The sequence below is a fragment of the Gracilibacillus boraciitolerans JCM 21714 genome, from assembly GCF_000521485.1.
GTDB lineage: Bacteria > Bacillota > Bacilli > Bacillales > Amphibacillaceae > Gracilibacillus > Gracilibacillus boraciitolerans.
This window is the reverse complement of the sequence record NZ_BAVS01000001.1, coordinates 312,740-338,155: the sequence shown is the minus strand read 5'-3', so window position 1 is coordinate 338,155 and position 25,416 is coordinate 312,740. Positions and strand designations below refer to the sequence as shown.

Here is a 25,416-nt window from a genome sequence, read left to right as displayed (position 1 = left end):
TTTTAATCACAACAGTTTATTCTATTGTAAACCGTCGTGATTAAATTGCAAAGTATGGATTGACAGATAAATATGTTTTATGATAGGGTTAATACATAAATAAACGCTTTACCACGGTAGAGTGGTAAATTAATAAAGTGAAATAGGACGTGAATTATATGTTTTTACCAGCTGGAAGTCAAGATGAAACAGGTATACAAATCTCTAATCGCTTGCGAGCGTCAGAGATTTTTCGAATAGTAACAAAAAAGCGAAACTTCAAAACAATCTCGACGCCAGTCGTTGAATATGCGAGTACATTTACCAATGAAATGGCTGGAATGGATTTATGTTCGATGCTGAAATGGTTTAACGGTGAAGGAGAAATCGAAGTATTACGTCCGGACTGGACAGCAGCTATAGCCCGTGCGATTTCTGGACAACATCCTTCTGAACAGAAATGGTCTTACCAAGGAAGTGTATTTCGTTTTGATAAAGATGAAACAGAAAGTAGACAGGCAGGAATAGAGATCGTTCATGCTGATCGTTTTTTAAGTGAAGCAGAAAGCCTGCTTACTGCAATAGCTTATCTTAAAAACTTAAATATTAAAGCATATGTGATCGAATTAGGTCATACTGGAATTTTTGATGCGCTTATTGCAACTTATCATTTTGATAAACAATCAGAATTAGCTTTATTAAATGCGATGCATGATAAGCGATCCGATCTTGTCAAATCAATTGTCGAAAAAGCAGGTCATCGAGAACTAGCTGAACCATTAGTAGCGCTTATTGATGCCTATGGATCGAGAGAAATGATTGACATGTACCGTGAACGCTGGTCAGACCGGCAGGATTTGTTAGAAATCTTATGTCATATCGAGGAATTAATCGATTTATTAGAGTCAGCAGGTGTTTCCGAAGTGATTGTTGATTTGGGTCGTGTTAAGAATTTACCATATTATGATGGAATCATGTTTAGAGGATTTTTAACAAATGATGGTTCCACATGTTTCTCAGGGGGGCAGATATGATCGCTTATATGAGCAATTTGACCAAAATACTTCAGCAGTTGGTTTAGCATTTGATGTTGATACTTTAGCAAAACATATGGTAGCAGAACCAGAGCCAGAAAAAATATGTATTCTTGCCACACCTGCCACACATGCGGTTGCAGAACAATTCAGAACGGAAATTGATGAACAAGTGGTAGATATCCAATACGAGTTACGAAATAAATCAGTCTATCAGAAAATCTATCAAGTCGTGGAAGAGAACAGTCAGTATAAGGTGGTTGAGAAATGAAACCAGTAATAGCACTTACTAAAGGACGTTTAGAAAAACAATTTTTGAACTTTTTTGAAGGCCTAGGTTATGAGGTAGAACATTGCTGGACAAAGGAAGAAAGTTGCAAATTGAAACTAAAGATTTTTTCTTTTTCTTTGCGAAAGGACCTGATGTAACAACATATGTAGAGAATGGTATTGCAGATATTGGGGTCGTTGGTGGAGATATTATTATTGAACATCAACCAGATGTGTATAATCTATTCCCGCTTCCATTCGGTCAATGTCGCATGGCTTTAGCAACCAAAAAGGATTATCAATGGCCAGATCAAAAGAAACGAATTGCCAGTACGTTTACTAATATTACAAAAACGTATTTTAAAGAAAAAGGAGAATCGGTTGATATTATTAAACTAGAAGGTTCTGTTGAATTAGCACCTATTCTAGGATTAGCAGATGCGATTGTTGATATTGTTGAAACAGGAAATACGTTGAAGGAGAATGGACTTGTGATCGAAGATGAATTTTTGGCTTTTAGTGCACGACTGATTGCTAACCGATCTTCTTTAAAAATTAAACGAGAACAATTAGTTCCTGTGATAGAACGATTCAAGGAAGGAGCAAAACAACGATGATTTCTTTATTATCGATGGAGGAGTTTCTAACAAAAGCTGCTCCCGGAAAAACAAATAATCAGGAACAGCAACAGTATTTACAAGCTGCCAGTGAAATTATTGCAGAGGTGCAAGCTAAAGGGATAAGGCTGTTAATAAGTATATTGAAAAGTTTGATGGTAAAGCACCTGCCTCATTTATTGTCTCAGAAGAAGAGCGGAAGGCTGCCTGGGACAAAGTCGATAATGAAGTAATACGTTCGTTGCAGCGTGCAGCAGATAACATCCGCGATTTTCACCGTAAACAATTAAGTGCTTCGCGAATGATGCAGGCTGATAATCATATCATTTCTGGGCAATTATTTCGTCCAATAGAGCGAGTAGGTATTTATGTGCCAGGCGGAACCGCTGTTTATCCTTCATCCGTATTGATGAATGCTATTCCTGCAGTGCTTGCAGGTGTGGAAGAAGTATATATGACAACTCCTGTTAAAGATGGGGGGGAAGAACTTGCACCTATCCTGCTGTCGCAGCAGATATTGCTGGTGTTACAGCTATTTACCGTGTTGGCGGCGTGCAGGCTATTGCTGCATTAGCGTATGGTACAGAGTCCATTCCTAAGGTTGATAAAATCGTTGGACCAGGTAATGCTTATGTGGCAGCAGCTAAGAAATTAGTCTATGGAGATGTCGGAATTGATATGATCGCAGGCCCAAGTGAAGTAGCAATTATTGCGGATGATTCTGCTAATTCTATTTACATTGCAGCAGATCTAATTGCACAAGCGGAACATGGGGGAAACCGCACGTTCCTTTTTAATTACAACTTCTAATAAACTTGCTAAGGCAGTTGATGAGGAGCTTGAAAAACAATGTGCTGTTCTTCCTCGAAAAGAGATCGCAGCAGCATCTCTTAAAGAAAAAGGTGCTAGTGTTGTTGTGGACACGTTAGATGAAGCATTTGTTCTGTCTAATAAAATTGCCCCCTGAGCATTTAGAAATCCAGGTTACTGATCCATTAAGTTATTTAGGTAAAGTAAGAAATGCAGGCTCCGTCTTTTTAGGTCATTATACACCAGAAGCACTGGGAGATTATTATGCAGGACCCAACCATGTATTGCCAACATCTGGAACCGCACGTTTTTCATCCGGATTATCTGTTGATGATTTTGTCAAGAAAACTACTTATCTATATTATTCCGAGTCAGCGCTAACTGAGGCTGGACAGGATGTAATCAATATTGCTAATCAAGAACAATTGGAAGGTCATGGCCTGGCGATAAGTAAACGTTTGGAGGAGAAATAATGAGAACTGCGACTAAAAAGAGAGAAACGTTAGAGACGAAAATTGAGGTAGCTGTTAATTTAGATGATCCGAGTCAGGTAAGCATTGATACAGGTGTTGGCTTTTTTGATCATATGCTAAATGCATTTGCTCGTCACGGTCGTATTGGCTTAACAGTTCAAGCAGAAGGTGATTTGCACATCGATAGTCACCATACCGTCGAGGATGTTGGAATTGTACTTGGTCAGTTAGTGCGGGAAGCATTAGGGGACAAAAAGTCAATCAATCGTTACGGAACGGCTTACGTACCAATGGACGAAGCGTTAGGATTTGTCTCGTTAGATATAAGTGGTAGACCATTTTTTGTATTTGATGCCGTATTTTCTAATGAAAAATTAGGTAATTTTGATACAGAATTAGTACAGGAGTTTCTACAAGCTTTTGCTTTTCAATCAGCGATTACGCTTCATGCCAAAGTATTATATGGGGGGGATAACACACACCATAAAATTGAGGCCATTTTTAAAGCGTTAGGCCGCGCTTTAGGTGAAGCAGTCCGAGTTAATCCTGATATTGAAGAGGTTATCTCTACAAAGGGGGGGTTAATCGAATGATAGCAATTGTAGATTATGGTATGGGTAATGTCGCAAGTGTGAGAACGGCTTTCTTACGTTTAGGGTATGAAGTGGAAATCACAGACTCAATGGAGCGTTTAGAACAAGCAACACATATTATTTTACCTGGTGTTGGATCTTTTCAGGCAGCGGTGGAAGAAATAAATCAACGAAATCTATTAAAGCCACTTCGCCGGTTGGCAAAACAAAAGCCTTTTTTAGGAATTTGCTTAGGAATGCAGTTATTATTTGAAAAAGGCTACGAGAATGGTATTTCTGATGGATTAGGTCTAATTCCTGGAGAAGTTGATAAAATCGAAACGGAATATATTTTGCCACATATTGGCTGGAATCAATTACAGATTGAAAACAACAATCAACCATTTGCATCGTTTCAAGATAAGCATGTCTATTTTGTACACTCGTTTCAAGCTCGTACTGATCAAAAATATATAGTGGCTACTGCTGATTATGGGTCAACGGTTCCAGGCATTGTCCAAAATGGTCAGATATATGGGATGCAATTTCATCCTGAAAAAAGTGGCGAGGTTGGCGTCGATTTGTTAAAAGTATTTATGGAAGAAACGAAAGTGGATAGGGGGCAATACGCATGATTGCCAAACGAATTATACCCTGCCTTGATGTAAAAGAAGGAAAAGTGGTAAAAGGCACTAATTTTGTTGGATTACGTGAATTAGGTGATCCAGTTGACATGGCATCGAATTATTCCCGAGATGGCGCAGATGAGATCATTTTTCTAGATATTTCCGCGACAAATGAAGGTAGACAAACAATGATTGATATTGTAAAACGCACGGCTCAAGAGGTTTTTGTCCCTTTTACAGTGGGGGGGCGGCGTACGTACCATTGAGGATGTCGATCGTCTATTAAAAGCTGGAGCAGACAAAGTTGGTATGAATTCAGCTGCAGTGACCAATCCGTCACTTATAACGGAAGCATCGGATCGCTTTGGTGCACAATGTATCGTAGTAGCGATTGACGCAAAACACGTTTGTGATACATGGCATGTAATGACCCACGGTGGCAGTAAGGATACAGAAATAGATGCAATAGAATGGGCAAAAGAAGCTGAAAAAAGAGGAGCAGGAGAAATCTTGCTCACTAGTGTTGATACAGACGGCGTAAAAAATGGGTTTGATCTTAAACTTACAGAGACCGTTGTGAATGCAGTGAGAATACCTGTCATCGCCTCAGGTGGAGTTGGTAAACCAGAACATTTCCCAGAAGTCTTTAAACAAACAGATGTCTCGGCGGGGTTAGCTGCATCTATTTTTCATGAAAATACGTTTTCGATAAAACAAGTAAAAGATCAATGCAAACTACAAGGAGTGAATATTCGTGAAACCTGATTTTTCAAAAGGATTAGTACCAGCAGTTGTAACCGATTATTATACAAAAGAAGTGTTAATGCTAGCATATGTAAATGAAGAAGCCTATCAGAAAACATTAGAAACAAAACAAACATGGTTCTATTCAAGATCAAGAGAAGAATTATGGAACAAAGGTGCCACATCTGGTAATACACAAGAGGTCCAGTCAATCGATTTAGATTGTGATCAGGATACACTGCTCATTCAGGTAATCCCAGCAGGTCCGGCTTGTCATACGGGGGGGGAAACTTCATGCTTTTTTAATAGAGTGGCAGAAAGAGAATCTAATTTTGACGCTTCGATTATAGAACATGTGATGAAAGAAATAGAGGGACGTAAAACAGAACGTGTAGAAAATTCCTATACGAACTATTTATATGACAAAGGTGTCGATAAAATTGGTAAGAAAGTGATCGAAGAAGCCGGTGAAGTAGTAATCGCCGCTAAAAATGATGATAAAGAAGAACTAACAAACGAAGTAAGTGATTTGCTTTACCATACCTTTGTCATGATGGCCAATCAGGGTGTATCCTTAGAGAATGTTAAGCAAGAACTGTCTAATCGCTTTGCGAAAAAAGGGAACAGTAAAGGCGATCGTGAGGAAATTAAAAAGTGGTAATAACCGCAAAAAACACTCAGTTGCTCTGGGTGTTTTTTGTTTATATAAAAAAATTTAGATTTTTTAAAATCGGTCTGGTTTATTTTATAGCACACAACCATTTTACCTTTTTTATTGTCATCAAAAATCCTCCTCATATCTTAATGCATTGGTAAAGACTTCTTTTAAACGTTTGATTTCCAAATGAATGAGCTGTTTTCCTAGTGGAGTGATTTCATAGATTGTTTTGCGCTTTTCATCAGCATAGATAGTAATGATCTGATCTCGCTGCATTTTTGTTAATGTTCCATAAATTGTACCTGATCCGAGCTTTAACCGGCCATTTGTCATTTCTTCCACACGCTTAATAATGCCATAACCGTGCCTCGGTTCTGTGAGCGAAAGTAGGATATAAAATGCTGTTTCGGTCATAGGAAGGTATTTTTTTATCACTTTTTCCAAGTTATTCACTCCTAATATGCCGTATCGTGATATATATCATATTACGACTGTATCATATCGTTACATATATCATGTTATGACTATATCATGCCATGACATAGAAGGTCAATAAAATAAGTATGCCTCCATTTCGGCATACTAATTAATCTTTGGCAATTTATCTTTTACTTACTATTAAAAATATCAGCAACTACTTTTGAGGGAACTACAAAGACTCCCAATATCTCTCAATAAATTCGTCTCTGCCGGATTGTTCTCGATCTAATGTATATTCCTTTTCATTTTTCTTATAAAATTCTTGATGATATGTCTCTGCAGGATAAAAGGTATCTGCAGGTAAAATTTCTGTAACAATCTCTTTTTGGAATCTATTTGTATCTTCTAATGCCTCTTTGGAATCTATCGCAAGTTCTTTTTGTTTTTCATTATGATAAAAGATTGCTGTCCGGTATTGAGCCCCCCCTCTATCATGAAATTGCCCGCCATCATCCGTTGGATCGATTTGTGGCCAATATAAATCCAATATTTGTTGGTAACTGATTTTTTCTGGCTCATACGTAATCTGAATAGCTTCATAATGTCCTGTTGTTCCTTTTTTAACCTCTTCATAAACAGGATTTTCGACATGTCCTCCAGTGTAACCTGAAATAACACTTTCTACACCATCCCATTGATCAAACGGCTTCACCATACACCAGAAACATCCCCCAGCAAATGTTGCTTTTTCTAATCTTTTCTTCATCAATCTTTCTCCTTTATATTGCAAAATCTTAGTTAAGCATTTATTATACTAATTACGTATAAAGAAGTGAATTAATAAAACTTAGAAGGTGACTGGAATGACAAATAAATCACAGGTTTTAATTATAGATGGGATGGCATTGTTATTTAGGGGATTTTTCGCAACGTCTTTTACTGGTAATTTCATGATTAATAGTAAAGGAATACCCAGAAACGGATTATTTGGATTTTTAAATTATTTTTGCAATGCCATCGAAACATTTCAGCCTACACATGTTATTTGTTGCTGGGACATGGGAAGTAAGACTTTTCGAAATGATATGTACAAAGGTTATAAATCAAACCGGGATGCACCACCAGAGGAGTTAATTCCACAGTTTGACTTAGCAAAAGACATTGTTTCTGCCTTTCAAGTTCCTAATGTAGGTGTTGTAGGGTATGAAGCAGATGACTGTATCGGTACACTGGCTAAACAACTGCAGGCAGATCATGAAGTGACAGTGGTAACTGGTGATCAGGATATGTTACAGCTTGTGGATGAACAAATCAATATTGCTATTATGAGAAAAGGCCAAGGCAATTACGAAGTGTTTGATATCGATAATTTCTATGAAAAAAGAGGACTGACGCCCAGACAAATTATTGAGTTGAAAGGTTTGATGGGTGATTCCTCTGACAATTATCCTGGAATTAAAGGAGTAGGTGAAAAGACAGCATTAAAACTTCTTCAACAATATCAAACGATCGATAACATGTTAGAAGACAGGGCTAGTCTTACGAAAGGGATGCAAAATAAATTGGTTCAGTATGCAGAGGATCTTGCAATCTCTCGCAAACTAGCAGAAATATTTACAGAAGTACCATTAACGTTTTCGATCGAAGATGCTTTATGGAATGCGGATCACTGTATGGTCCATAGCTTTTTATTAGACGAATTAGAATTTAAAAATCCTGAACGATGGCTAAGTAAGTTGCAAAAATCCAAAGTAAGTGAATAAGACATGCTTGTGAACAATCATAAAGAGGAACTAACCTATTCGTTAGTTCCTCTTTCTTTCGTTTATTGAAATCTTTGTAAAATCGAAAAGAATTCTTTAATAAACTCGTAGAAAACTTGTTCTGATGGTGCAAGTTTTCGGTTTTTTGGAATGATAATTCCTACGGTGCGTTTTAACTCTGGATTTTGGATCGCAACCTTTGCACTGTAATATGGATTTAAATCATTAAAAGCACTTTCCGGCAATAATGTGATACCAATACCTGCTGCGACTAACCCCTTAATCGCATCTAAATCTTCCCCCCCTTGTGACGATACTCGTGGCGAAAAGCTGCCTGTTTACAACCATCTATCACCAATTGATGCAAGACATATCCCTCGGGAAATAAAACAAAAGTTTCTTCGTGTAAGTCTCTTAAGTTCACGCTGCTCTGTTCTGCTAATGGATGTGAATTGGGAACGAGTGCATAAAAATTTTCTGTAAATAGAATGTCACCTATTATATCCGGATGTTCTGTTGGCACAGGACCTAAAAAGGCGAGATCAATTTCCCGATTTTCAACCGATTCAATTAAGAAGTTATAAGAACCTTGGCGTAATTGATATCCAATTTTTGGATGTTTTTTTTTGAATTCAGAAACAACAGTCGGTAATAAGTTACTTGCTAAACTGGTAGGAAAGCCAATTTTAATTGATCCACGTTCCGGATCAATATATTCATCTATTTGTTTTTTAGCATGATCAATTGCTTTTAATGCTGATTTGGTATGTGTCAAAAATATTTTTCCAATATGAGTCAAACGTACATTTCTTCCTTCTCTTTCAAAGAGCTGGACACCAAGCTCTGCTTCTAAATTGGCTATTTGTCTACTAATAGCAGATTGCGCAACATGTAACTCGGCAGCTGCATCTGATACATGTTCACGTTCTGCTACTTCTACAAAATAGCGTAATTGACGTAACTCCAACGGCTTCACCTCATAATATATATATATATATCATAATTAGATCAATTTCATATTTATTATATATTGTTTAGATTAATGATAGGACTTACAATGATATTAGACACCTTAAAAGTATATATTGAATGGGGGCGACATATATGACATATCAAGATTTGCCTAGTGCCCAAGGGTTATACCATCCAGATTTTGAACATGATGCTTGCGGTATTGGCTTATATGCGCATATTAAAGGAAAACAAACACATGAAATCGTAAAAAAGGGCTTGGACATGTTATGCAAATTAGAACATCGCGGTGGACAAGGCAGTGATCCACTTACAGGCGACGGTTCTGGACTCATGGTACAAATACCTGATTCTTATTTTAGAAGAGAATGTAAAGACTTTCAACTACCAGCTGTAGGAAGATACGGTGTGGGTATGTTGTTCTTATCTCAAAATAAAGAGGAACAAAGAGAAGCGATCGATAAAATTAATCAGCTGATTAAACAAGAAGGACAACAATTACTCGGCTGGAGAGATGTACCGGTTGACCCAGCGAACATTGGTAAAGGTGCGATTGATACGTTACCAAATGTTCGACAAGTATTTATTGAGGCAGCTAATGAAATAAAAGATGAACTTGCATTCGAGAGAAAATTATATATCATTCGAAAACAAGCAGAACATTGGGCAAATGAAAGAGGGTTTCGTTTTTATTTCCCAAGTTTATCAACAAGAACGATCGTTTATAAAGGTTTATTAACTCCTGACCAGGTAGATAAATTTTATCTTGATTTACAAGATGAAGCTTTTGTATCTGCATTCTCGCTTGTCCATTCACGTTTTAGTACCAACACGTTTCCTTCATGGGAACGAGCACATCCTAATCGTTATTTAATACACAACGGTGAAATTAACACGATGCGTGGAAATGTGAATTGGATGCAGGCTAGAGAACAACAATTTGTTTCTGAAGTATTTGGAGATGATTTAGATAAAGTATTACCAATCATTAACGGTGGAGGCAGTGATTCGGCTACATTGGATAATGCATTAGAATTTTTCACATTAGCAGGACGCAAGCCTGCTCATGCAGCGATGATGCTGATTCCAGAACCATGGGAAAATAATCCTCATATGAATGCCCAAAAGCGTGCATTTTATCAATATCATAGCATGATGATGGAACCTTGGGACGGACCAACGTCTATTACTTTTACTAATGGTAAACAAATAGGTGCTATATTGGATCGTAATGGGTTACGTCCTGCTCGTTATTATGTGACAAAAGATGATTATATTATTTACTCATCTGAAGTCGGTGTAATTGATTATGAGGAAGAAAATATATTATTAAAAGAACGTTTAAGTCCGGGTAAAATGCTGTTACTTGATATTGAAGAAGGACGTATTATTTCTGATAAAGAAATTAAAGATGAGATTGCAAATGCTCACCCATATGAAGAATGGCTAGAGGAACAGATAGTGCCATTAGAAGTAAAAGCAGAAAATGAGCATTATTTAGATCCACAACTTTTACAAAAACAGAAGGCGTTTGGATATACAACGGAAGATATTGAAAAATACTTAGTGCCGTTAATTGAGGGTGGAAAAGACCCGATAGGAGCAATGGGGAATGATGTGCCTTTAGCGGTTCTATCGGAGCGACCACAGAGTCTATTTAATTACTTTAAACAACTATTCGCTCAAGTCACCAATCCTGCGTTAGATGCTTACCGTGAGAAATTAGTAACATCGATGCTGACATGGATAGGTGGAGAGGGAGATATCCTTCATCCTGCGAACACTCATGCCAGACGCATTCGATTAGAATCACCAATTCTATCTAATTCTCAACTGGATAAATTAGAAAGAAACCAAATAGAAGATTTTCAGACTGAAGTTATCGAAACATTATTTACAAATGATATGAAAAAATCTCTGGAAGAAGTTTTTGTGAAAGCAAAAGCAGCTATTAAAACAGGTAGTAATATCATCGTCTTGAGTGACAGAGAGATGGATGCAAATCAAAAGGCGATTCCGATCCTTTTAGCTGTAAGTGGCTTGCATCAATATTTAGTTCGTGAAGGGCTTCGTACAAAGGTAAGCATTATCGCCCAAACAGGTGAAGCAAGAGAAGTTCACCATTTTGCATCAATGTTAGGTTATGGCGTCGATGCGATTCATCCCTACCTCGTCTATCAAACTTACAATCAAGCTATTTTAAATCATGAGTTAGAAATGACATTAGCGCAAGTGCAGGAGAAATTTATCTATGTGGCAACTGAAGGTATTATCAAGGTAATGTCTAAAATTGGTATTTCCACCGTCCAAAGCTATCGAGGAGCTCAAATCTTTGAAGCAGTGGGTATTAGCAAAAAAGTAATCGAAACACATTTTACTGGTACTGCTTCCCAAATTGATGGAATTGGATTAGATGTTATTCAGGAAGAAACAGAGAAACGTCATCATGAAGGATACAAAAAAGCGATCGAGCAGTCTCTGGAATCAGGAAGTGACTTCCAATGGCGTCAGATCGGGGAACATCATGCCTATAATCCAACAACGATTCATACGTTACAATGGGCATGTCGAAGAGGCGATTATAATTTATTTAAAAAATTCTCTAAAACTTCTAATGAAGAACGTATTTGCTTTTTACGCAATTTATTTAATTTTAAAAGTGCAAGCAGTATTCCTATCGAAGAGGTAGAGTCAGTAGATTCGATCGTAAAACGATTTAAAACAGGTGCCATGTCCTTTGGTTCCATAAGTAAAGAAGCTCATGAAGCACTTGCTATTGCAATGAACCGTTTAGGTGGAAAGAGTAATAGTGGGGGGGAAGGTGGCGAAGACGCTGCTCGTTTTACAAAAGATGCCAATGGTGATTTACGTTCCAGTTCGATTAAGCAGGTAGCATCTGGACGTTTTGGTGTTAACAGTCATTATCTTGTGAATGCACAAGAGTTACAGATTAAAATTGCGCAAGGAGCTAAACCGGGTGAGGGTGGTCAATTACCAGGAATGAAAGTATATCCATGGGTTGCAGATGTTCGTAGTTCCACACCAGGTGTAGACTTAATTTCACCACCACCACATCATGATATTTATTCTATTGAAGACTTGGCACAATTAATTCATGATTTAAAAAATGCTAATAGAGATGCACGAATAAGTGTAAAACTAGTTGCAAAATCAGGTGTAGGTACTATCGCTGCAGGTGTGGCAAAAGGAAATGCTGATGTCATCTCTGTTGTCGGTTATGACGGAGGTACAGGTGCTTCACCAAAAACAAGTATAAAACATGCTGGATTACCTTGGGAATTAGGGCTAGCAGAAGCGCATCAAACTTTAATGTTAAATGGCTTACGAGATAGAGTAGTTTTAGAAACAGATGGAAAATTATTAACAGGTAAGGATGTCGTAATGGCTGCATTACTTGGGGCAGAGGAATATGGGTTTGCGACGGCACCGTTAGTAGTGATCGGATGTGTTATGATGCGAGTCTGCCATAATGATACGTGCCCAGTAGGGGGGGTTGCAACACAAAATCCTGAGTTACGCAAGAAATTCACAGGTAATCCGGATCATGTTGTCAATTATATGAAATTCATTGCTGAGGAAGTTCGCGAAATAATGGCAGAGCTTGGTTTCAGAACAATAGAAGAAATGATTGGCAGAACAGATGTATTAGAAGTATCTGAACGTGCAAAGACACACTGGAAAGCAAAGCATCTGGATTTATCAACGTTATTGTATCAAGTAGAAGGTACACGTACTAATACTACAAAACAAGATCATAAATTGGAACATTCACTAGATTTAAAATATATTTTACCTGCTGTTCAGCACGCGATCGATACAGGAGAAGCTTTAGAAGCATCTTTCTCAATTAGAAATACGGATCGAGTGGTTGGTACTATAGTCGGAAGTGAAATCTCAAAAAAATATGGTGATAAAGGATTACCCGAAGATACAATTAATCTACATTTCAGAGGCTCAGCAGGACAAAGTTTTGGTGCTTTTATTCCTTCAGGTATGACATTGACTGTAACAGGGGATGCAAATGATTATGTGGGTAAAGGATTATCTGGTGGAAAAGTAATTATCCGTGCTTCTGAAAAAACAACGATTGATCCTGGCAACAATGTGATCGCTGGCAATGTTTCCTTCTATGGTGCTACAAGTGGGGGAAGCATATATTCAGGGTTACGCTGGGGGAACGTTTTGCAGTGCGTAATAGTGGTGCCAGTATTGTTGTGGAAGGTGTAGGAGATCATGGTTGTGAATATATGACTGGTGGTCGTGTCGTGATTTTAGGGAATGTAGGCAAAAACTTTGCAGCAGGTATGTCGGGTGGAGTTGCCTATGTTAAGACAGATAATAAAGAAAGATTTATTCGTCTTTGTAATGATGAATTAGTACAATTTGAATCGTTAACAGATCAAAAGGAAATAGAAGAAGTAAAAGATTTAATTATCAATCATCATGAATATACCAATAGTGATAAGGCGGCAATAACCTTACAAAATTGGGAAGAGGAAGTAGCTAAATTTGTTAAGGTAATTCCAACTGATTATAAATTAATGCTTCAACAAATCGAATGGTTTAAATCGCAAGGTTTGTCAGTGGACGACGCTCGATTTGAAGCATTTATGGCTAAAAAAGATAACAAGATGACAGTACAAGTAAATCAACAACAGATGGTGACAAAATAGAAAGGAGACAGATGGTATGGGGGGGAAAGCAACAGGTTTTATGGATTATGAAAGACAGACGGCAAATGAGCGTGATCCGTTAACAAGGATTCAAGATTGGAAAGAGTACTCTGCTCCTTTCTCAGACGAAGTAGCAAAAACACAAGGAGCACGTTGTATGGATTGTGGTACGCCTTTTTGCCATATTGGCATGGATATAGAAGGGGGGGTAACTTCAGGTTGTCCCGTCTATAATTTAATTCCTGAGTGGAATGACTTGGTATACAAAGGGAAATGGAAAGAAGCATTAGAGCGTTTATTAAAAACAAATAACTTTCCCGAATTTACTGGCAGAGTCTGTCCGGCACCATGTGAAGGTTCTTGTACGGTAGCGATTAATGATCCAGCGGTAACCATTAAAAACATAGAGCAAAAAATTATTGATAAAGGATTTGAAGAAGGGTGGATACAGCCGCGTGTTCCATCATTCAAGACTGATAAATCAGTAGCGATTATAGGATCAGGACCAGCTGGGTTAGCGGCAGCGGATCAATTAAATCGTGCAGGACATCACGTAACAGTATATGAACGTGCAGATCGTGCAGGCGGCTTATTAACATATGGTATTCCCAATATGAAATTAGATAAAGATGTGGTAGAACGTCGCGTGCAGTTACTACGCGATGAAGGAGTTACATTTGTATTAAATACAGAAGTCGGTAAAGACATTTCAGCAGCAGAAATTAAAGATCAATTTGATTCGGTTATTCTATGTACAGGTGCACAGAAACACCGTGATCTGCCTATTGAAGGACGTGAAGGTAAGGGTGTTCGTTTCGCAATGGATTATTTAACACGATCAACAGAACATTTATTAGATAATAGTGTACAGGTTGAAGCGGAACTAGATGCAAGTGGTAAGGATGTTATCATTATTGGCGGTGGGGACACTGGTGCAGATTGTATCGCAACTGCTCTTCGTCAAGGTGCTAAGAGCATCGTTCAATTTGGAAAACACCCACAATTACCAATCAAACGGTCAGAAGAAAATCTATGGCCTGCCTATCCACAAGTCTATAGCTTAGAATATGCACATAAGGAAGCCAAAAAGAAATTTGGTGAGGATATTCGGGAATATACGATTCAGACTAAGAAATTTGTTAATGACGAAAATGGGAAGTTAAAAGAATTGCATACGATTCAAATGAAAAAAACACGGGATGAAAATGGGCTGTTTGTTTTTGAAGAAATTCCAGGAACAGAAAAAGTATGGCCAGCACAACTTGTATTAATCGCGATTGGTTTTGAAGGAGCGGAACAACCCGTATTAGAAGCATTTAATGTAAAGACAGAAAGAAATCGTGTCAAAGCTGCATATAGTGATTTTCGTACCAATGTGGAGCATGTTTTTGCAGCAGGTGACGCTAGACGTGGTCAGAGTCTCATTGTTTGGGCGATTAACGAAGGAAGAGAAGTAGCTCACCATGTTGACACATATTTGATGGGTGAAACTGCATTACCATCCGTAGCAAATATGTAAGAAAACTGAGGGATATAAATCACATGTTGATTTATATCCTTAAATTCGCAAAAAAAAGTATCCCAAATATTCATGTATGTCTTAATAATGGAAATGAATAGTTCTTCAGACGAATCAGATCCCAGGAAGAGATAATGCCAACAGGTAACTCTGCTTCACTGCCTGTTTCTGTAATAATAATTGCTTCTAATTTTTGATTTTTCTCTACGTACTTTCTGAATAGACTTTCAATGTCCACGACACTCGACTTTACCGCTGTAATGATGGTATCGTCTTTTTTTTCAATCTTAAATATATCCCCCCCAATTGTAGCTTCAGATGATAAACTAGAAGTATCCAGGTTTGTGGCAAACCAATTTGCTATATCACCATCCGTCAGGAGCCCGATAAACTTCTGCTTATGGTATACTGGATATTGAGAATAACCTTTTTCTTTTATACAATCCATCACTTTTATAACTGGTGTATCCAGATAGAAGAATTCTACAGGTTGGGATGCAATAGACACTGCAGATGGTGGTTCGGCTAAAAGTTTAGCTAGGGTTTCTAACTCCTTTACAATTTCTTCGTGAGGTTCTGCAATATAGAAATCTTCTTTTACTTTTCTGTGAATCAAAGCATTTCGTAATTTACTGCACTGCTTTAGAAGATCATAATATTGATCGATGCCCTGATGTTTGAATTTTGCTTTAGTTAATACTTCTGTAAAGGAAGCGTAATTATTATCTTCCTGAGCATAATCACATAATTTTTCATGTATTTGATTAAATGCTGCTTCAAATCGTGTCGATAATTCATATGCCATAGTATAATGCCCCCCCTTTAATTGTTTGAAAATCTTTCAAAAATAACGGTTGTCAGAGATACTCGTTTAGTAATAAAATAGAAGTTACACGTTATTATTTTGCCAATAATGTATAGAATTCATACAAATAAGGAGTCTTTTTATGTCAGAGTACACAATTACGTATATTAAGAACGAACAACCAAAAGAAAAGCCTCAGTCAGACCAGCTTTCTTTCGGAAAATATTTTACAGACCATATGTTTATTCAAGATTATAATCCAGAGAAGGGTTGGCATAATCCACGTATCGTACCATATCAAGCCCTTGAGTTGGATCCTGCTGCGATGGTTTTTCACTATGGACAAACAGTATTTGAAGGGTTAAAAGCATATCGTACAGAAAGAGATAAAATTCAATTATTCCGTCCAAATAAAAATATGGAACGGCTAAATCGGTCGAATGAAAGAATGTGCATCCCGGCAATTGATGAAGAGTTTGCGATCGATGCAATAAAACATCTCGTTCATATTGAACAAGATTGGGTACCGAATGCACCTGGAACATCTCTATACATAAGACCATTTATTATCTCTACTGAGCCATATTTAGGGGGTGTCTCCTTCAGCTACATATCAATTCATCGTGATTTTATCACCAGTTGGTGCGTATTATGAAGAAGGTATAAACCCTGTAAAAATTGCTGTTGAAAATCATTTTGTTCGTGCTGTTAAAGGCGGAACAGGCGAGGCAAAAACTGCGGGGAACTATGCTTCAAGCTTAAAAGCCCAGGAACAAGTTGCTGGCGAAGGTTATGCCCAGGTATTATGGTTAGATGGTGTCGAGAAAAAGTATATTGAAGAAGTAGGAAGTATGAATGTCTTCTTTAAAATTAAAGGAGAAATTGTGACCCCCCCTGCATTAAACGGCAGTATTTTAGAAGGGGTTACCAGAAATTCTGTTATTGAATTATTGAAGCATTGGAATATACCTGTAACCGAACGTAAAATTACAATGGAAGAATTGTATGAGCATTATCAAAACGGCGAATTAGAAGAAGCATTTGGTTCCGGTACTGCAGCTGTTATTTCACCAGTTGGGGAACTTACCTGGGAAGGTAAAAAGATGTATATCAATAATGGCGAAACAGGAGAGATTGCAAAAAAATTGTATGATACGTTAACAGGTATTCAATATGGTGTAGAGAAGGATCCATTTAACTGGATTGTAAAAGTTAAGTATTAAGAGTAAGAAAAACTTGAGATTCGTGTCACTATTTTCTATAATAACAATAGAATAAATAAAAGTAATGACGAGAACCAGTAGTTTGTGAAATGGTGAGAAGAGATTGGAACTCAAAGGCTGAGAAGTTCCAGCACCCTATACACGAATGAACCTATTCTAAGAGCTGTTAAGATAAACTTAATCGTTACTCTGCGTTAAAGAGTTAAGGGGGGGATCACAACAGATGATGTGATCAACATAAGGTGGTACCGCGGAAAGACTCTTTTCGTCCTTTATCAGAAGGATGAGAAGGTCTTTTTTTATACGAATAAATTGAAGGCGTGAATGAGATGGCAAAACAGCGAATCGTCGTAAAAATAGGAAGCAGTTCGTTAACTAATAGAAATGGTGGTTTAGATTTGCTGCAGTTACAAGAACATGCAGCAGCTATCGCCGCATTAAAAAAACTGAATTATGAGGTAATTCTAATATCCTCAGGTGCTGTAGCTGCTGGTTTTTTTGATTTAGGATATCCGATAAGCCAATTACTGTCTCTGGGAAACAAGCGGCAGCAGCAGTAGGTCAGGGATTACTTGTACAGGCATATACAGATGCTTTTCGGAAATATGGTATGACGACAGCTCAGCTTCTTTTAACTAAGGATGTCTTCAGTAATGAAATACAATACAGTAATGTATACTCAACACTAACAGAATTGTTAAAAAGAGACGCACTGCCAATTATTAATGAAAATGATACGGTATCTATTGATGAGTTAACATTTGGTGATAATGACATGTTATCTGCTTTGGTAAGTGGTTTAGTACATGCAGACTTTTTGATCATGCTAACAGATATTAATGGATTATATGATAAAAATCCAAAAACAGATTCAACAGCCCAAAAATATGATCGGTTACCTGCATTAACAGCGGAAATTTTACAGCAAACCAAGCATGAATCAGGTTCTAAGTTTGGAACTGGTGGGATGAAGTCAAAATTACTAGCAGCTAAAACAGCTCTATCACTAGGTGTGCGTGTGTTTGTCGGGACTGGTGAAGGGGGAAGACAAGCTCGTTAAAATTATGGAAAACCAAGGGGATGGCACATATATTGGTGAAGAACTTACCAATATGTATCATAAACAGAAACAATGGATTGCCTTTCATTCGGAAGTTTCTGGTAAGCTCCACGTTGATAAAGGTGCGTGTGATGCTATTTTGTATCATGGTAAAAGTCTTTTACCAGCTGGAATCAAGTGGGTAGATGGCGATTTTCAAATAGGTGCGGTGGTGGATGTCGTATATAACGATCAAATCATTGCTAAAGGACAAGTGAACTATTCTTCAGAAGAGTTAATCAAGTCTAAAGGCGAGTTTAGTGAGATTGCAATGAGTCATTCAGAGAGTAAAAGACCTGAGGCAATTCATCGTGATCGGCTTGTTTTATCAATTAAGGAGGCGTTTAAGTATGAGTGATTTATTACAAAAAGCGAAACTGGTACATGCAACAACAACTGCTTTAGCGACAACATCAACGTTGCAAAAGAACGGAGCACTGAAACTATTATCGGATGAGTTAAGAAAGCAAAAACGTTATATCATGGAGGAAAATCAACGTGATATTGAACAAGGTAGACAAAAAGGGTTACATGAATCATTAATAGATCGCTTAATTTTAAATGGGCAACGGATCGATGATATGGCAGATGCATTATTGCAATTAATCGACTTAAACGATCCAATTGGTGATATTTTAGAAGAATGGACACGACCAAATGGCTTAAAAATTCAAAAGATTCGTGTACCGATTGGTGTTGTCGGCATGATTTATGAAGCACGTCCAAATGTTACGATAGATGCAGCAAGTCTTTGTTTAAAAACTGGCAATGCGGTGCTTTTAAGAGGAAGTTCTTCCGCTATCTATTCGAATACAGCACTGGTTAAAGTAATTCATGATGCCTTGAAACAGTCCGATTTACCAGATGATGCGGTCCAATTAATCGAAGATACAAGTCGTGAAACAGCATCTGAAATGTTTAAATTGAACAAATATTTAGACGTATTAATTCCACGAGGTGGCAAGAATTTGATAGATGCTGTTGTTGCAAATGCGTCTGTTCCCGTCCTTGAAACAGGTGCTGGTAATTGCCACTTGTTTATTGATGAAACTGCCAATAAAGAAATGGCAATTGAGATTGCAATAAATGCAAAAACCCAACGTCCATCGGTATGTAATGCTATTGAAACGATTCTTGTAGACAAGCGTTGGGCAGAAAAGCACTTATCTGATTTAATTTCCTCCTTGCAAAATGCAAATGTGGAAATACATGGAGATAACTTCACTGCTTCCAAAGGGGGGGATCAGATAATTGAAGCAACGAACGAAGACTATGAAACGGAATATTTGGATCATATTATTGCAATAAAAGTGGTTAATACGCTTCAGGAAGCAGTTGATCATATTAATAGCTATGGTACCCATCATTCTGAGTCGATTATTTCAGAGAATGAGGATCATGTTATCGCATTTATGAATGAAGTCGATGCAGCTGCTGTTTACCATAATGCGTCAACTCGGTTCACAGATGGGTTCGAATTTGGATTTGGAGCTGAAATCGGAATAAGCACACAAAAAACTTCATGCACGGGGACCAATGGGTCTTGAAGCATTAACATCCACTAAATATCTGTTACATGGAAACGGACAAATTAAGTAATTTATTTTTATTTTAAATCAATTCCTGTATAATGGGATTGAAATATATATATGGTAATAAGAGGAGTATGAATTATGGCAAACACATTAATTTTTGGACACAAAAATCCTGATACGGATACGATTTGCTCTGCTATCGCTTATGCAGAGTTAAAACGTGCTTTAGGGGGGGAAGACGTCGAAGCGGTTCGTTTAGGTGAGGTAAACAATGAAACACAATATGCTTTGGATCAGTTTAATCAATCTGCTCCACGGATGGTTGAGAATGTATCTGACGAAGTGGACCAGGTGATTTTAGTAGATCATAACGAGCGTCAGCAAAGTGCAGAAGATCTTGATCGAGTGAAAGTTTTAGAAGTTATTGATCATCACCGCATTGCTAATTTTGAAACAGCTGAACCATTATTTTATCGTGCAGAGCCAGTTGGTTGTACGGCCACTATTTTAAACAAACTATATAAGGAACATAAAGTGGAGATTAAAAAGGAAATCGCAGGTCTTATGTTATCAGGAGTAATTTCTGACACTTTATTATTCAAGTCTCCAACATGTACTGACCAAGATGTCGAAGCTGCTAAAGAATTAGCAGAAATTGCTGACGTAGACAGCGAAAAATATGGTTTAGAAATGTTGAAATCTGGTGCAGATCTAAGTGATAAATCTGCAAAAGAATTAATTACGATTGATGCAAAAGAATTCGATATGAATGGTAATAAAGTAGAAATAGCACAAGTAAACACAGTGGATATTGATGATGTATTAGCACTTCGTAATGAAATTGAACCAGTGATCGAAAAAACAGTCGAAGAAAAAGGTCTTAAATTATTCGTGTTATTAATTACAGATATCTTAAATAATGATTCGGTTGTTCTTGCTGTCGGAGAAGCAGAAGAAAAAGTAGCAAAAGCCTTCGATGTAACATTGGATAATAAAACTGCTACTTTAAAAGGTGTTGTATCACGTAAGAAACAAGTAATTCCTAATTTGCAAAAGGTATTTTAATATATCAAAAAACTCCCGGGGAAATAAATTTCCACGGGAGTTTTTGTTGAATATGATAGCGGATTCATATAAGATATATTTGTTATTTAATAAATATAATTTAGTAAGTGAGGAGTGTATTTAATGGTTAAACAAATAAATGAAGTAATGCCTCACATCGCATTTGGTGGCGATTACAATCCGGAACAATGGAATGAACAAGTCTGGATAGAAGATGCCAAATTGATGCAGGAAGCAGGAGTTAACCTTGTTTCTGTCGCAATCTTTAGCTGGTCTGTATTAGAATTAGAAGAAGGAAAATTTGACTTTAACTGGTTAGATAAAGTTTTAGATATATTACATAGTCATGGGATTGGCGTAGCTTTAGCTACTGCAACAGCTTCTCCACCTGCCTGGTTATCGAAGCGATATCCAGAAGTACTAGCTGTTAAAGAAAATGGTGTACCATATCAAGTAGGATCACGACAGCATTATTCACCAAACAGTAAGCGTTATCGTTATGCAGTAAAGCAATTAGTTAAAGAAATGGCCAGTCGCTATCAAGATCATCCAGCGTTAAAAATGTGGCATATCAATAATGAATATGGCTGTCATTTAGCAGAATGTTATAGTAGTGAGAGTTTAGAAGCATTCAGGGAATGGTTAAAGCAACGTTATGCGACGGTGGATAATTTAAACGATAAATGGGGGGGTACCAATTTTTGGAGTCAGCGCTACAATGACTGGGATGAAATTCAATTTCCTGCAAATTTACCGACTTTTTATAATCCAAGTCAAAAGCTTGATTACAAACGTTTTATGAATAATTCCATTTTTGAGCTTTATAAGATAGAAAAAGAGATTTTGCGTGAGGTTACACCAGATGTTCCTGTATTTACTAATTTCATGTATGAATTTAAACCGCTCAATTACTTTGAATGGGCAAAAGACATGGATCTAGTAACATGGGATTCCTATCCTGATCCAAGAGAAGATAAGCCATTTCGACATGCGATGCATCACGATCTGATGAGAAGCTTGAAAAATGGCCAACCGTTCTATTTAATGGAGCAGGTAACATCACATGTTAACTGGAGAGATATTAATCTTACCAAGAAGCCGGGTGAAATGAGGCTTTGGAGTTATTCCACGGTTGCTCGCGGCGGTGATGGCGTCATGTATTTTCAATGGCGTCAAGGCAGAGCAGGAGCGGAAAAGTTTCATGGTGCAATGGTGCCACATTCCAGTAATACGAATAATCGTACCTACCAGGAAGTAAAACAATTAGGTAATGAATTAAAACAACTGGATGGTGTTGTAGGTTCTAGTTCTAAGGCAAAAGTTGCGATTGTTTTTGATTGGGAAAATTGGTGGGCGGTTGAGTTAGAAGGTAAACCACATAATAAGTTATCTTATTTAGACCAAGTTTATAAGTATTACCAGGTATTTTATGAAAAAAATATCGCGGTTGATTTTGTTGAACCAACTGGTGATCTATCAAATTATCAATTGGTAGTAGCACCAATGTTATATATGATCAAAAATGGGCAAGAAAAGTATTTAGAAGATTTCGCGAAACAAGGTGGCACATTAGTTGTTAGTTTCTTTAGCGGAATTTCAGATGAACAGGATCATATCCACCTTGGAGGTTATCCTGCTCCATTACGTTCATTACTAGGATTAACTGTTGAAGAGTTCGCTCCGATGGCTGATGAGGAAAAAAATACGATTGTAGCAAATGGAGAAAAATATCAGGTCGATACATGGGCAGATATCATCAAGTTAGAAGGTGCTAAGGCGATAGCTACCTATAAAGAAAACTGGTATGAAAATTCCCCTGCTGTGACCATTCACCGTTACGGGAAAGGTAGTACTATTTATATCGGCACAAACCCATCCAACGATTATCTGGACCAGCTTTTCAATGGTATTCTCCAACAAGTGGAAATTGAATCACCATTAAAAGCTCCAAAAAATGTAGAAATAGTCGAACGGATAAAGGAGGATAAAACGTATGTATTTATTTTAAATCATAACAATGATCCAGTAATAATTGATTTAAAAGAAGGCATCACGTATCAAGATTGTCTCAACAATCGGCAAATGACAGAACAAATTACAGTGAAAAATACGGATGTCGCAATTTTAGCCTATGAAAATTGAGTAAAAAATATTTTCTATTCTACTTCTTTATGTTAGTATAAATCTAATAATTGAAGTAGGAAGGGTTCATAATATGAGTACAAAAGTTAATCCAATTCAAGTTAGAGATATTATCATAGCTAATCAAGTTTTAAAAGATGTAGTGGTTAAAACGCCACTGCAAAGAGATCCTATTTTATCAGAAAAATATGATTGTAATGTATATTTAAAAAGAGAAGATTTACAAGTTGTACGCTCTTTTAAAATTCGTGGAGCATATAACTTAATGCAAGGTTTGACGCAAGAAGAACTGACTAATGGAGTCGTTTGTGCCAGTGCAGGCAATCATGCACAGGGCGTAGCTTATTCCTGTAAAGCGTTAGGGGTAAAAGGTGTAATATTTATGCCTAGTACAACACCTCGTCAAAAAGTAAATCGTGTTGAATTTTTTGGTGGACCTTTTGTTGAAATCCGTTTAATCGGAGATACATATGATGATTCATTTGAACAGGCAATGGAATACTGCAACGAACGTCAAGCATCATTTATCCATCCATTCAATGATACCAGAACGATTACCGGACAAGGAACAATTGGTCTCGAGATATTAGATGCCATGGAAGAACCAATCTCACATGTTTTTATGTCTGTCGGTGGCGGAGGCTTAATTTCCGGTGTTGGCTCATACATTAATAGTATTAGTCCTGATACAAAGATTATCGGGGGGGTAGAACCACAAGGAGCAGCTTCCATGAAAGCTTCCTTAGATAAAGACGAAGTCGTGAAATTAGATAAAATTGATAAATTCGTAGATGGTGCCAGTGTCAAAAGAGTAGGGGGGGATATTTCGTTTGATATTGCAAAACAATTCATTGATGATATCATAACTGTGCCGGAAGGTAAGCTATGTACAACGTTATTAAAATTATATAATGAAAATGCGATTGTTGCTGAACCAGCTGGTGCTTTGCCTGTTGCAGCACTTGACGATTATCGAGATGAAATTAAGGGGGGGAAAACTATTGTATGTATTATAAGTGGTGGAAATAATGATATTGACCGGATGCAAGAATTCAAAGAACGCTCTTTAATCTATGAAGGATTTAAGCATTACTTTATTGTTAATTTTCCACAACGTGCCGGAGCTTTGAGAGAATTTATAGATGAAGTACTAGGTAAAAATGATGATATAACCCGTTTTGAGTATACAAAGAAAAATAATCGGGATAAAGGACCGGTTCTTGTCGGTATTGAACTACAAAAGGCGGAAGATTATCATCAAATTATAGCTCGAATGAATGAAAAAAGATTCACCTATATCGAAATCAATAAAGATGAACAACTATTTCAACTATTAATCTAAAAATGGGTGTGTAGTGTGTGGATGCTATCTTACATGAGAAGTTATTGGAGGAAACCGAGGAAGAACGTGCTATTTTAGAAGGAGATCAGGCAATTAATAAGAAGATATATACGAATCGTACATCTGATTTTGTCATCCAGAGTGATAAATTTCTGAAAGATGATTTGATCATGATACGGAAGCATCCTCGATATATAAACTTTCCGAAGCATTCGCATGATTATATTGAAATGAATTATGTATTTCACGGCACTTTTCATCAAAAAGTGGCAAAACAGCCGATTCATTTAAAAAAGGGCGATATTCTTTTACTAAACCAGTATATTGAACATGAGTTATCTGCCTGCAGTGAAGAAGATATTGTCATTAACTTTATTATCCATCCAGCTTTTTTTGATTATATACTATCAAATCTATCAACTGGTTTTATCCAAAGTCAAATGCTACAGTTTTTAATGAATAGTATGTTTGACTACAATCAAACAGGACAATTTCTTTATTATCCAGTAGCCAATTCCAAAAGAATCCAAGCCATTATGAATGATTTATTAAAAGAAATGATGTTCGATTCCATTTTATCGCAGTCTAAAATTAAATTTCAAATGGGCTTATTAATACTGGAATTAATCGAAGAACAAAATCTAACACAAGAGGATACACTTCAAACCAGTCAGCATGCCTTTTTAACAGAAGTATTTCGTTACATAGAAGAACATTATCAAGATGCTAATTTACAATCGTTAGCAAAACAATGTCATCAAACGGCATACTGGATTAGTAAGCAAATTAAAGCATTAACGAAGCAAAATTTTAAAGATCTTGTTCAGGAGAAAAGACTACTGGTAGCTAAAAATCTGCTAATCTACAGTGATCTGTCCATGCGTGCCATTGCTGAAGAAGTTGGATATGAAAATATTAGTTACTTTTACCGTTTATTCAAACAAAAATATGGTAATACACCTAAGGCCTATAAAAAACAGCTAATCGAATCCTAACGATTAGCTGTTTTTTAATCTCGAAAGATTGTAATGATGATGGATAGTTCATATATTTA

The 25,416-nt window shown here is 37.1% G+C and carries 14 protein-coding genes, 8 pseudogenes and 1 other annotated feature; of the genes and pseudogenes, 18 read left to right on the top strand and 4 right to left on the bottom strand.

Annotated features, from left to right (window positions below; translation table 11 throughout):
• The first annotated feature begins 158 nt into the window (after positions 1-158).
• From JCM21714_RS01770 to hisIE, 8 genes and pseudogenes are all read left to right on the top strand, one after another.
• Entirely contained in the window at positions 159-1,013 is an 855-nt protein-coding gene (locus tag JCM21714_RS01770; RefSeq protein WP_235182538.1) for an ATP phosphoribosyltransferase regulatory subunit, read from the top strand.
• Positions 976-1,284, top strand: a complete 309-nt coding sequence (locus JCM21714_RS20730) for an ATP phosphoribosyltransferase regulatory subunit (protein ID WP_235182537.1) — start codon at positions 976-978, stop codon at positions 1,282-1,284. Before JCM21714_RS01770 ends, JCM21714_RS20730 begins: the two co-directional genes overlap by 38 nt.
• A pseudogene (hisG, locus tag JCM21714_RS01765) lies at positions 1,281-1,900 on the top strand (ATP phosphoribosyltransferase). Before JCM21714_RS20730 ends, hisG begins: the two are co-directional and overlap by 4 nt.
• Positions 1,897-3,183: pseudogene (gene hisD, locus JCM21714_RS01760) on the top strand (histidinol dehydrogenase). Before hisG ends, hisD begins: the two co-directional pseudogenes overlap by 4 nt.
• The gene (gene hisB, locus JCM21714_RS01755; RefSeq protein ID WP_035721245.1) at positions 3,183-3,776 is read left to right on the top strand and encodes an imidazoleglycerol-phosphate dehydratase HisB; all 594 of its coding nucleotides are present in this window, start codon (positions 3,183-3,185) and stop codon (positions 3,774-3,776) included. The pseudogene hisD and the gene hisB overlap by 1 nt, the downstream one beginning before the upstream one ends.
• The gene (gene hisH / locus JCM21714_RS01750) at positions 3,773-4,390 is read left to right on the top strand and encodes an imidazole glycerol phosphate synthase subunit HisH (protein WP_035721243.1); all 618 of its coding nucleotides are present in this window, start codon (positions 3,773-3,775) and stop codon (positions 4,388-4,390) included. Before hisB ends, hisH begins: the two co-directional genes overlap by 4 nt.
• Positions 4,387-5,146 (top strand): annotated as a pseudogene (hisF, locus tag JCM21714_RS01745) (imidazole glycerol phosphate synthase subunit HisF). Before hisH ends, hisF begins: the two are co-directional and overlap by 4 nt.
• Entirely contained in the window at positions 5,136-5,786 is a 651-nt protein-coding gene (gene hisIE, locus JCM21714_RS01740) for a bifunctional phosphoribosyl-AMP cyclohydrolase/phosphoribosyl-ATP diphosphatase HisIE (RefSeq protein ID WP_035721240.1), read from the top strand. Before hisF ends, hisIE begins: the two are co-directional and overlap by 11 nt.
• Positions 5,787-5,906: 120 nt before the next feature.
• On the opposite strand, the gene JCM21714_RS01735 is transcribed toward hisIE, so the two are convergent.
• Positions 5,907-6,197, bottom strand: coding sequence for a PadR family transcriptional regulator (locus JCM21714_RS01735; protein ID WP_052000345.1), 291 nt, complete (start codon positions 6,195-6,197; stop codon positions 5,907-5,909).
• Positions 6,198-6,432: 235 nt separating this feature from the next.
• Positions 6,433-6,969 (bottom strand): peptide-methionine (S)-S-oxide reductase MsrA, encoded by a 537-nt coding sequence (gene msrA, locus JCM21714_RS01730; protein WP_035721233.1) that lies wholly within the window; start codon positions 6,967-6,969, stop codon positions 6,433-6,435.
• 97 nt (positions 6,970-7,066) lie between these two features.
• Here msrA and JCM21714_RS01725 point away from each other — a divergent pair, with 97 nt between their 5' ends.
• Positions 7,067-7,966, top strand: a complete 900-nt coding sequence (locus JCM21714_RS01725) for a 5'-3' exonuclease (protein ID WP_035721230.1) — start codon at positions 7,067-7,069, stop codon at positions 7,964-7,966.
• A gap of 62 nt (positions 7,967-8,028) precedes the next feature.
• Here JCM21714_RS01725 and gltC read toward each other — a convergent pair.
• Positions 8,029-8,933: pseudogene (gltC, locus tag JCM21714_RS01720) on the bottom strand (glutamate biosynthesis transcriptional regulator GltC).
• 137 nt (positions 8,934-9,070) lie between these two features.
• Between gltC and gltB the strand changes: the two are divergent.
• Positions 9,071-13,632, top strand: a pseudogene (gene gltB, locus JCM21714_RS01715) (glutamate synthase large subunit).
• Between the two features lie 16 nt (positions 13,633-13,648).
• A complete protein-coding gene (locus JCM21714_RS01710; RefSeq protein ID WP_035721227.1) occupies positions 13,649-15,151 on the top strand; it encodes a glutamate synthase subunit beta in 1,503 nt (500 codons plus the stop codon).
• A 70-nt stretch (positions 15,152-15,221) separates the two neighbouring features.
• Here the strand turns inward: JCM21714_RS01710 and JCM21714_RS01705 are convergent, their stop codons facing one another.
• Positions 15,222-15,956, bottom strand: a complete 735-nt coding sequence (locus JCM21714_RS01705; protein ID WP_035721223.1) for a CBS domain-containing protein — start codon at positions 15,954-15,956, stop codon at positions 15,222-15,224.
• A gap of 142 nt (positions 15,957-16,098) precedes the next feature.
• On the opposite strand from JCM21714_RS01705, the pseudogene JCM21714_RS01700 reads away from it, so the two are divergent.
• The 7 genes and pseudogenes from JCM21714_RS01700 (at position 16,099) to JCM21714_RS01670 (ending at position 25,357) form a co-directional block, all read left to right on the top strand.
• Positions 16,099-17,179, top strand: a pseudogene (locus JCM21714_RS01700) (branched-chain amino acid aminotransferase).
• Between the two features lie 55 nt (positions 17,180-17,234).
• Positions 17,235-17,455: a binding site (T-box leader), on the top strand.
• 53 nt (positions 17,456-17,508) lie between these two features.
• Positions 17,509-18,636: pseudogene (gene proB, locus JCM21714_RS01695) on the top strand (glutamate 5-kinase).
• Positions 18,629-19,877: pseudogene (locus tag JCM21714_RS01690) on the top strand (glutamate-5-semialdehyde dehydrogenase). The pseudogenes proB and JCM21714_RS01690 overlap by 8 nt, the downstream one beginning before the upstream one ends.
• 74 nt (positions 19,878-19,951) lie before the next feature.
• Positions 19,952-20,878 carry a manganese-dependent inorganic pyrophosphatase gene (locus JCM21714_RS01685; protein WP_035721220.1) on the top strand — a complete coding sequence of 309 codons (927 nt, stop codon included), beginning with the start codon at positions 19,952-19,954 and terminating at the stop codon, positions 20,876-20,878.
• 123 nt (positions 20,879-21,001) lie between these two features.
• On the top strand, positions 21,002-23,020 hold the full coding sequence (locus JCM21714_RS01680; RefSeq protein ID WP_052000324.1) for a beta-galactosidase: 2,019 nt from the start codon (positions 21,002-21,004) through the stop codon (positions 23,018-23,020).
• A 73-nt stretch (positions 23,021-23,093) separates the two neighbouring features.
• Positions 23,094-24,362, top strand: a complete 1,269-nt coding sequence (gene ilvA / locus JCM21714_RS01675) for a threonine ammonia-lyase IlvA (protein WP_035721217.1) — start codon at positions 23,094-23,096, stop codon at positions 24,360-24,362.
• A 17-nt stretch (positions 24,363-24,379) separates the two neighbouring features.
• Positions 24,380-25,357, top strand: a complete 978-nt coding sequence (locus tag JCM21714_RS01670; RefSeq protein ID WP_035721214.1) for an AraC family transcriptional regulator — start codon at positions 24,380-24,382, stop codon at positions 25,355-25,357.
• The last annotated feature ends 59 nt before the right edge of the window (positions 25,358-25,416 follow it).

Coding starts and splice junctions, on each gene's coding strand:
- JCM21714_RS01735 (WP_052000345.1), bottom strand. CDS start 6,197: ATGACCGAAACAGCATTTTATATCCTACTTTCGCTCACAGAACCGAGG.
- ilvA (WP_035721217.1), top strand. CDS start 23,094: ATGAGTACAAAAGTTAATCCAATTCAAGTTAGAGATATTATCATAGCT.
- JCM21714_RS01770 (WP_235182538.1), top strand. CDS start 159: ATGTTTTTACCAGCTGGAAGTCAAGATGAAACAGGTATACAAATCTCT.
- JCM21714_RS01725 (WP_035721230.1), top strand. CDS start 7,067: ATGACAAATAAATCACAGGTTTTAATTATAGATGGGATGGCATTGTTA.
- hisH (WP_035721243.1), top strand. CDS start 3,773: ATGATAGCAATTGTAGATTATGGTATGGGTAATGTCGCAAGTGTGAGA.
- JCM21714_RS01710 (WP_035721227.1), top strand. CDS start 13,649: ATGGGGGGGAAAGCAACAGGTTTTATGGATTATGAAAGACAGACGGCA.
- JCM21714_RS01705 (WP_035721223.1), bottom strand. CDS start 15,956: ATGGCATATGAATTATCGACACGATTTGAAGCAGCATTTAATCAAATA.
- msrA (WP_035721233.1), bottom strand. CDS start 6,969: ATGAAGAAAAGATTAGAAAAAGCAACATTTGCTGGGGGATGTTTCTGG.
- JCM21714_RS01680 (WP_052000324.1), top strand. CDS start 21,002: ATGGTTAAACAAATAAATGAAGTAATGCCTCACATCGCATTTGGTGGC.
- hisB (WP_035721245.1), top strand. CDS start 3,183: ATGAGAACTGCGACTAAAAAGAGAGAAACGTTAGAGACGAAAATTGAG.
- JCM21714_RS01685 (WP_035721220.1), top strand. CDS start 19,952: ATGGCAAACACATTAATTTTTGGACACAAAAATCCTGATACGGATACG.
- JCM21714_RS20730 (WP_235182537.1), top strand. CDS start 976: ATGATGGTTCCACATGTTTCTCAGGGGGGCAGATATGATCGCTTATAT.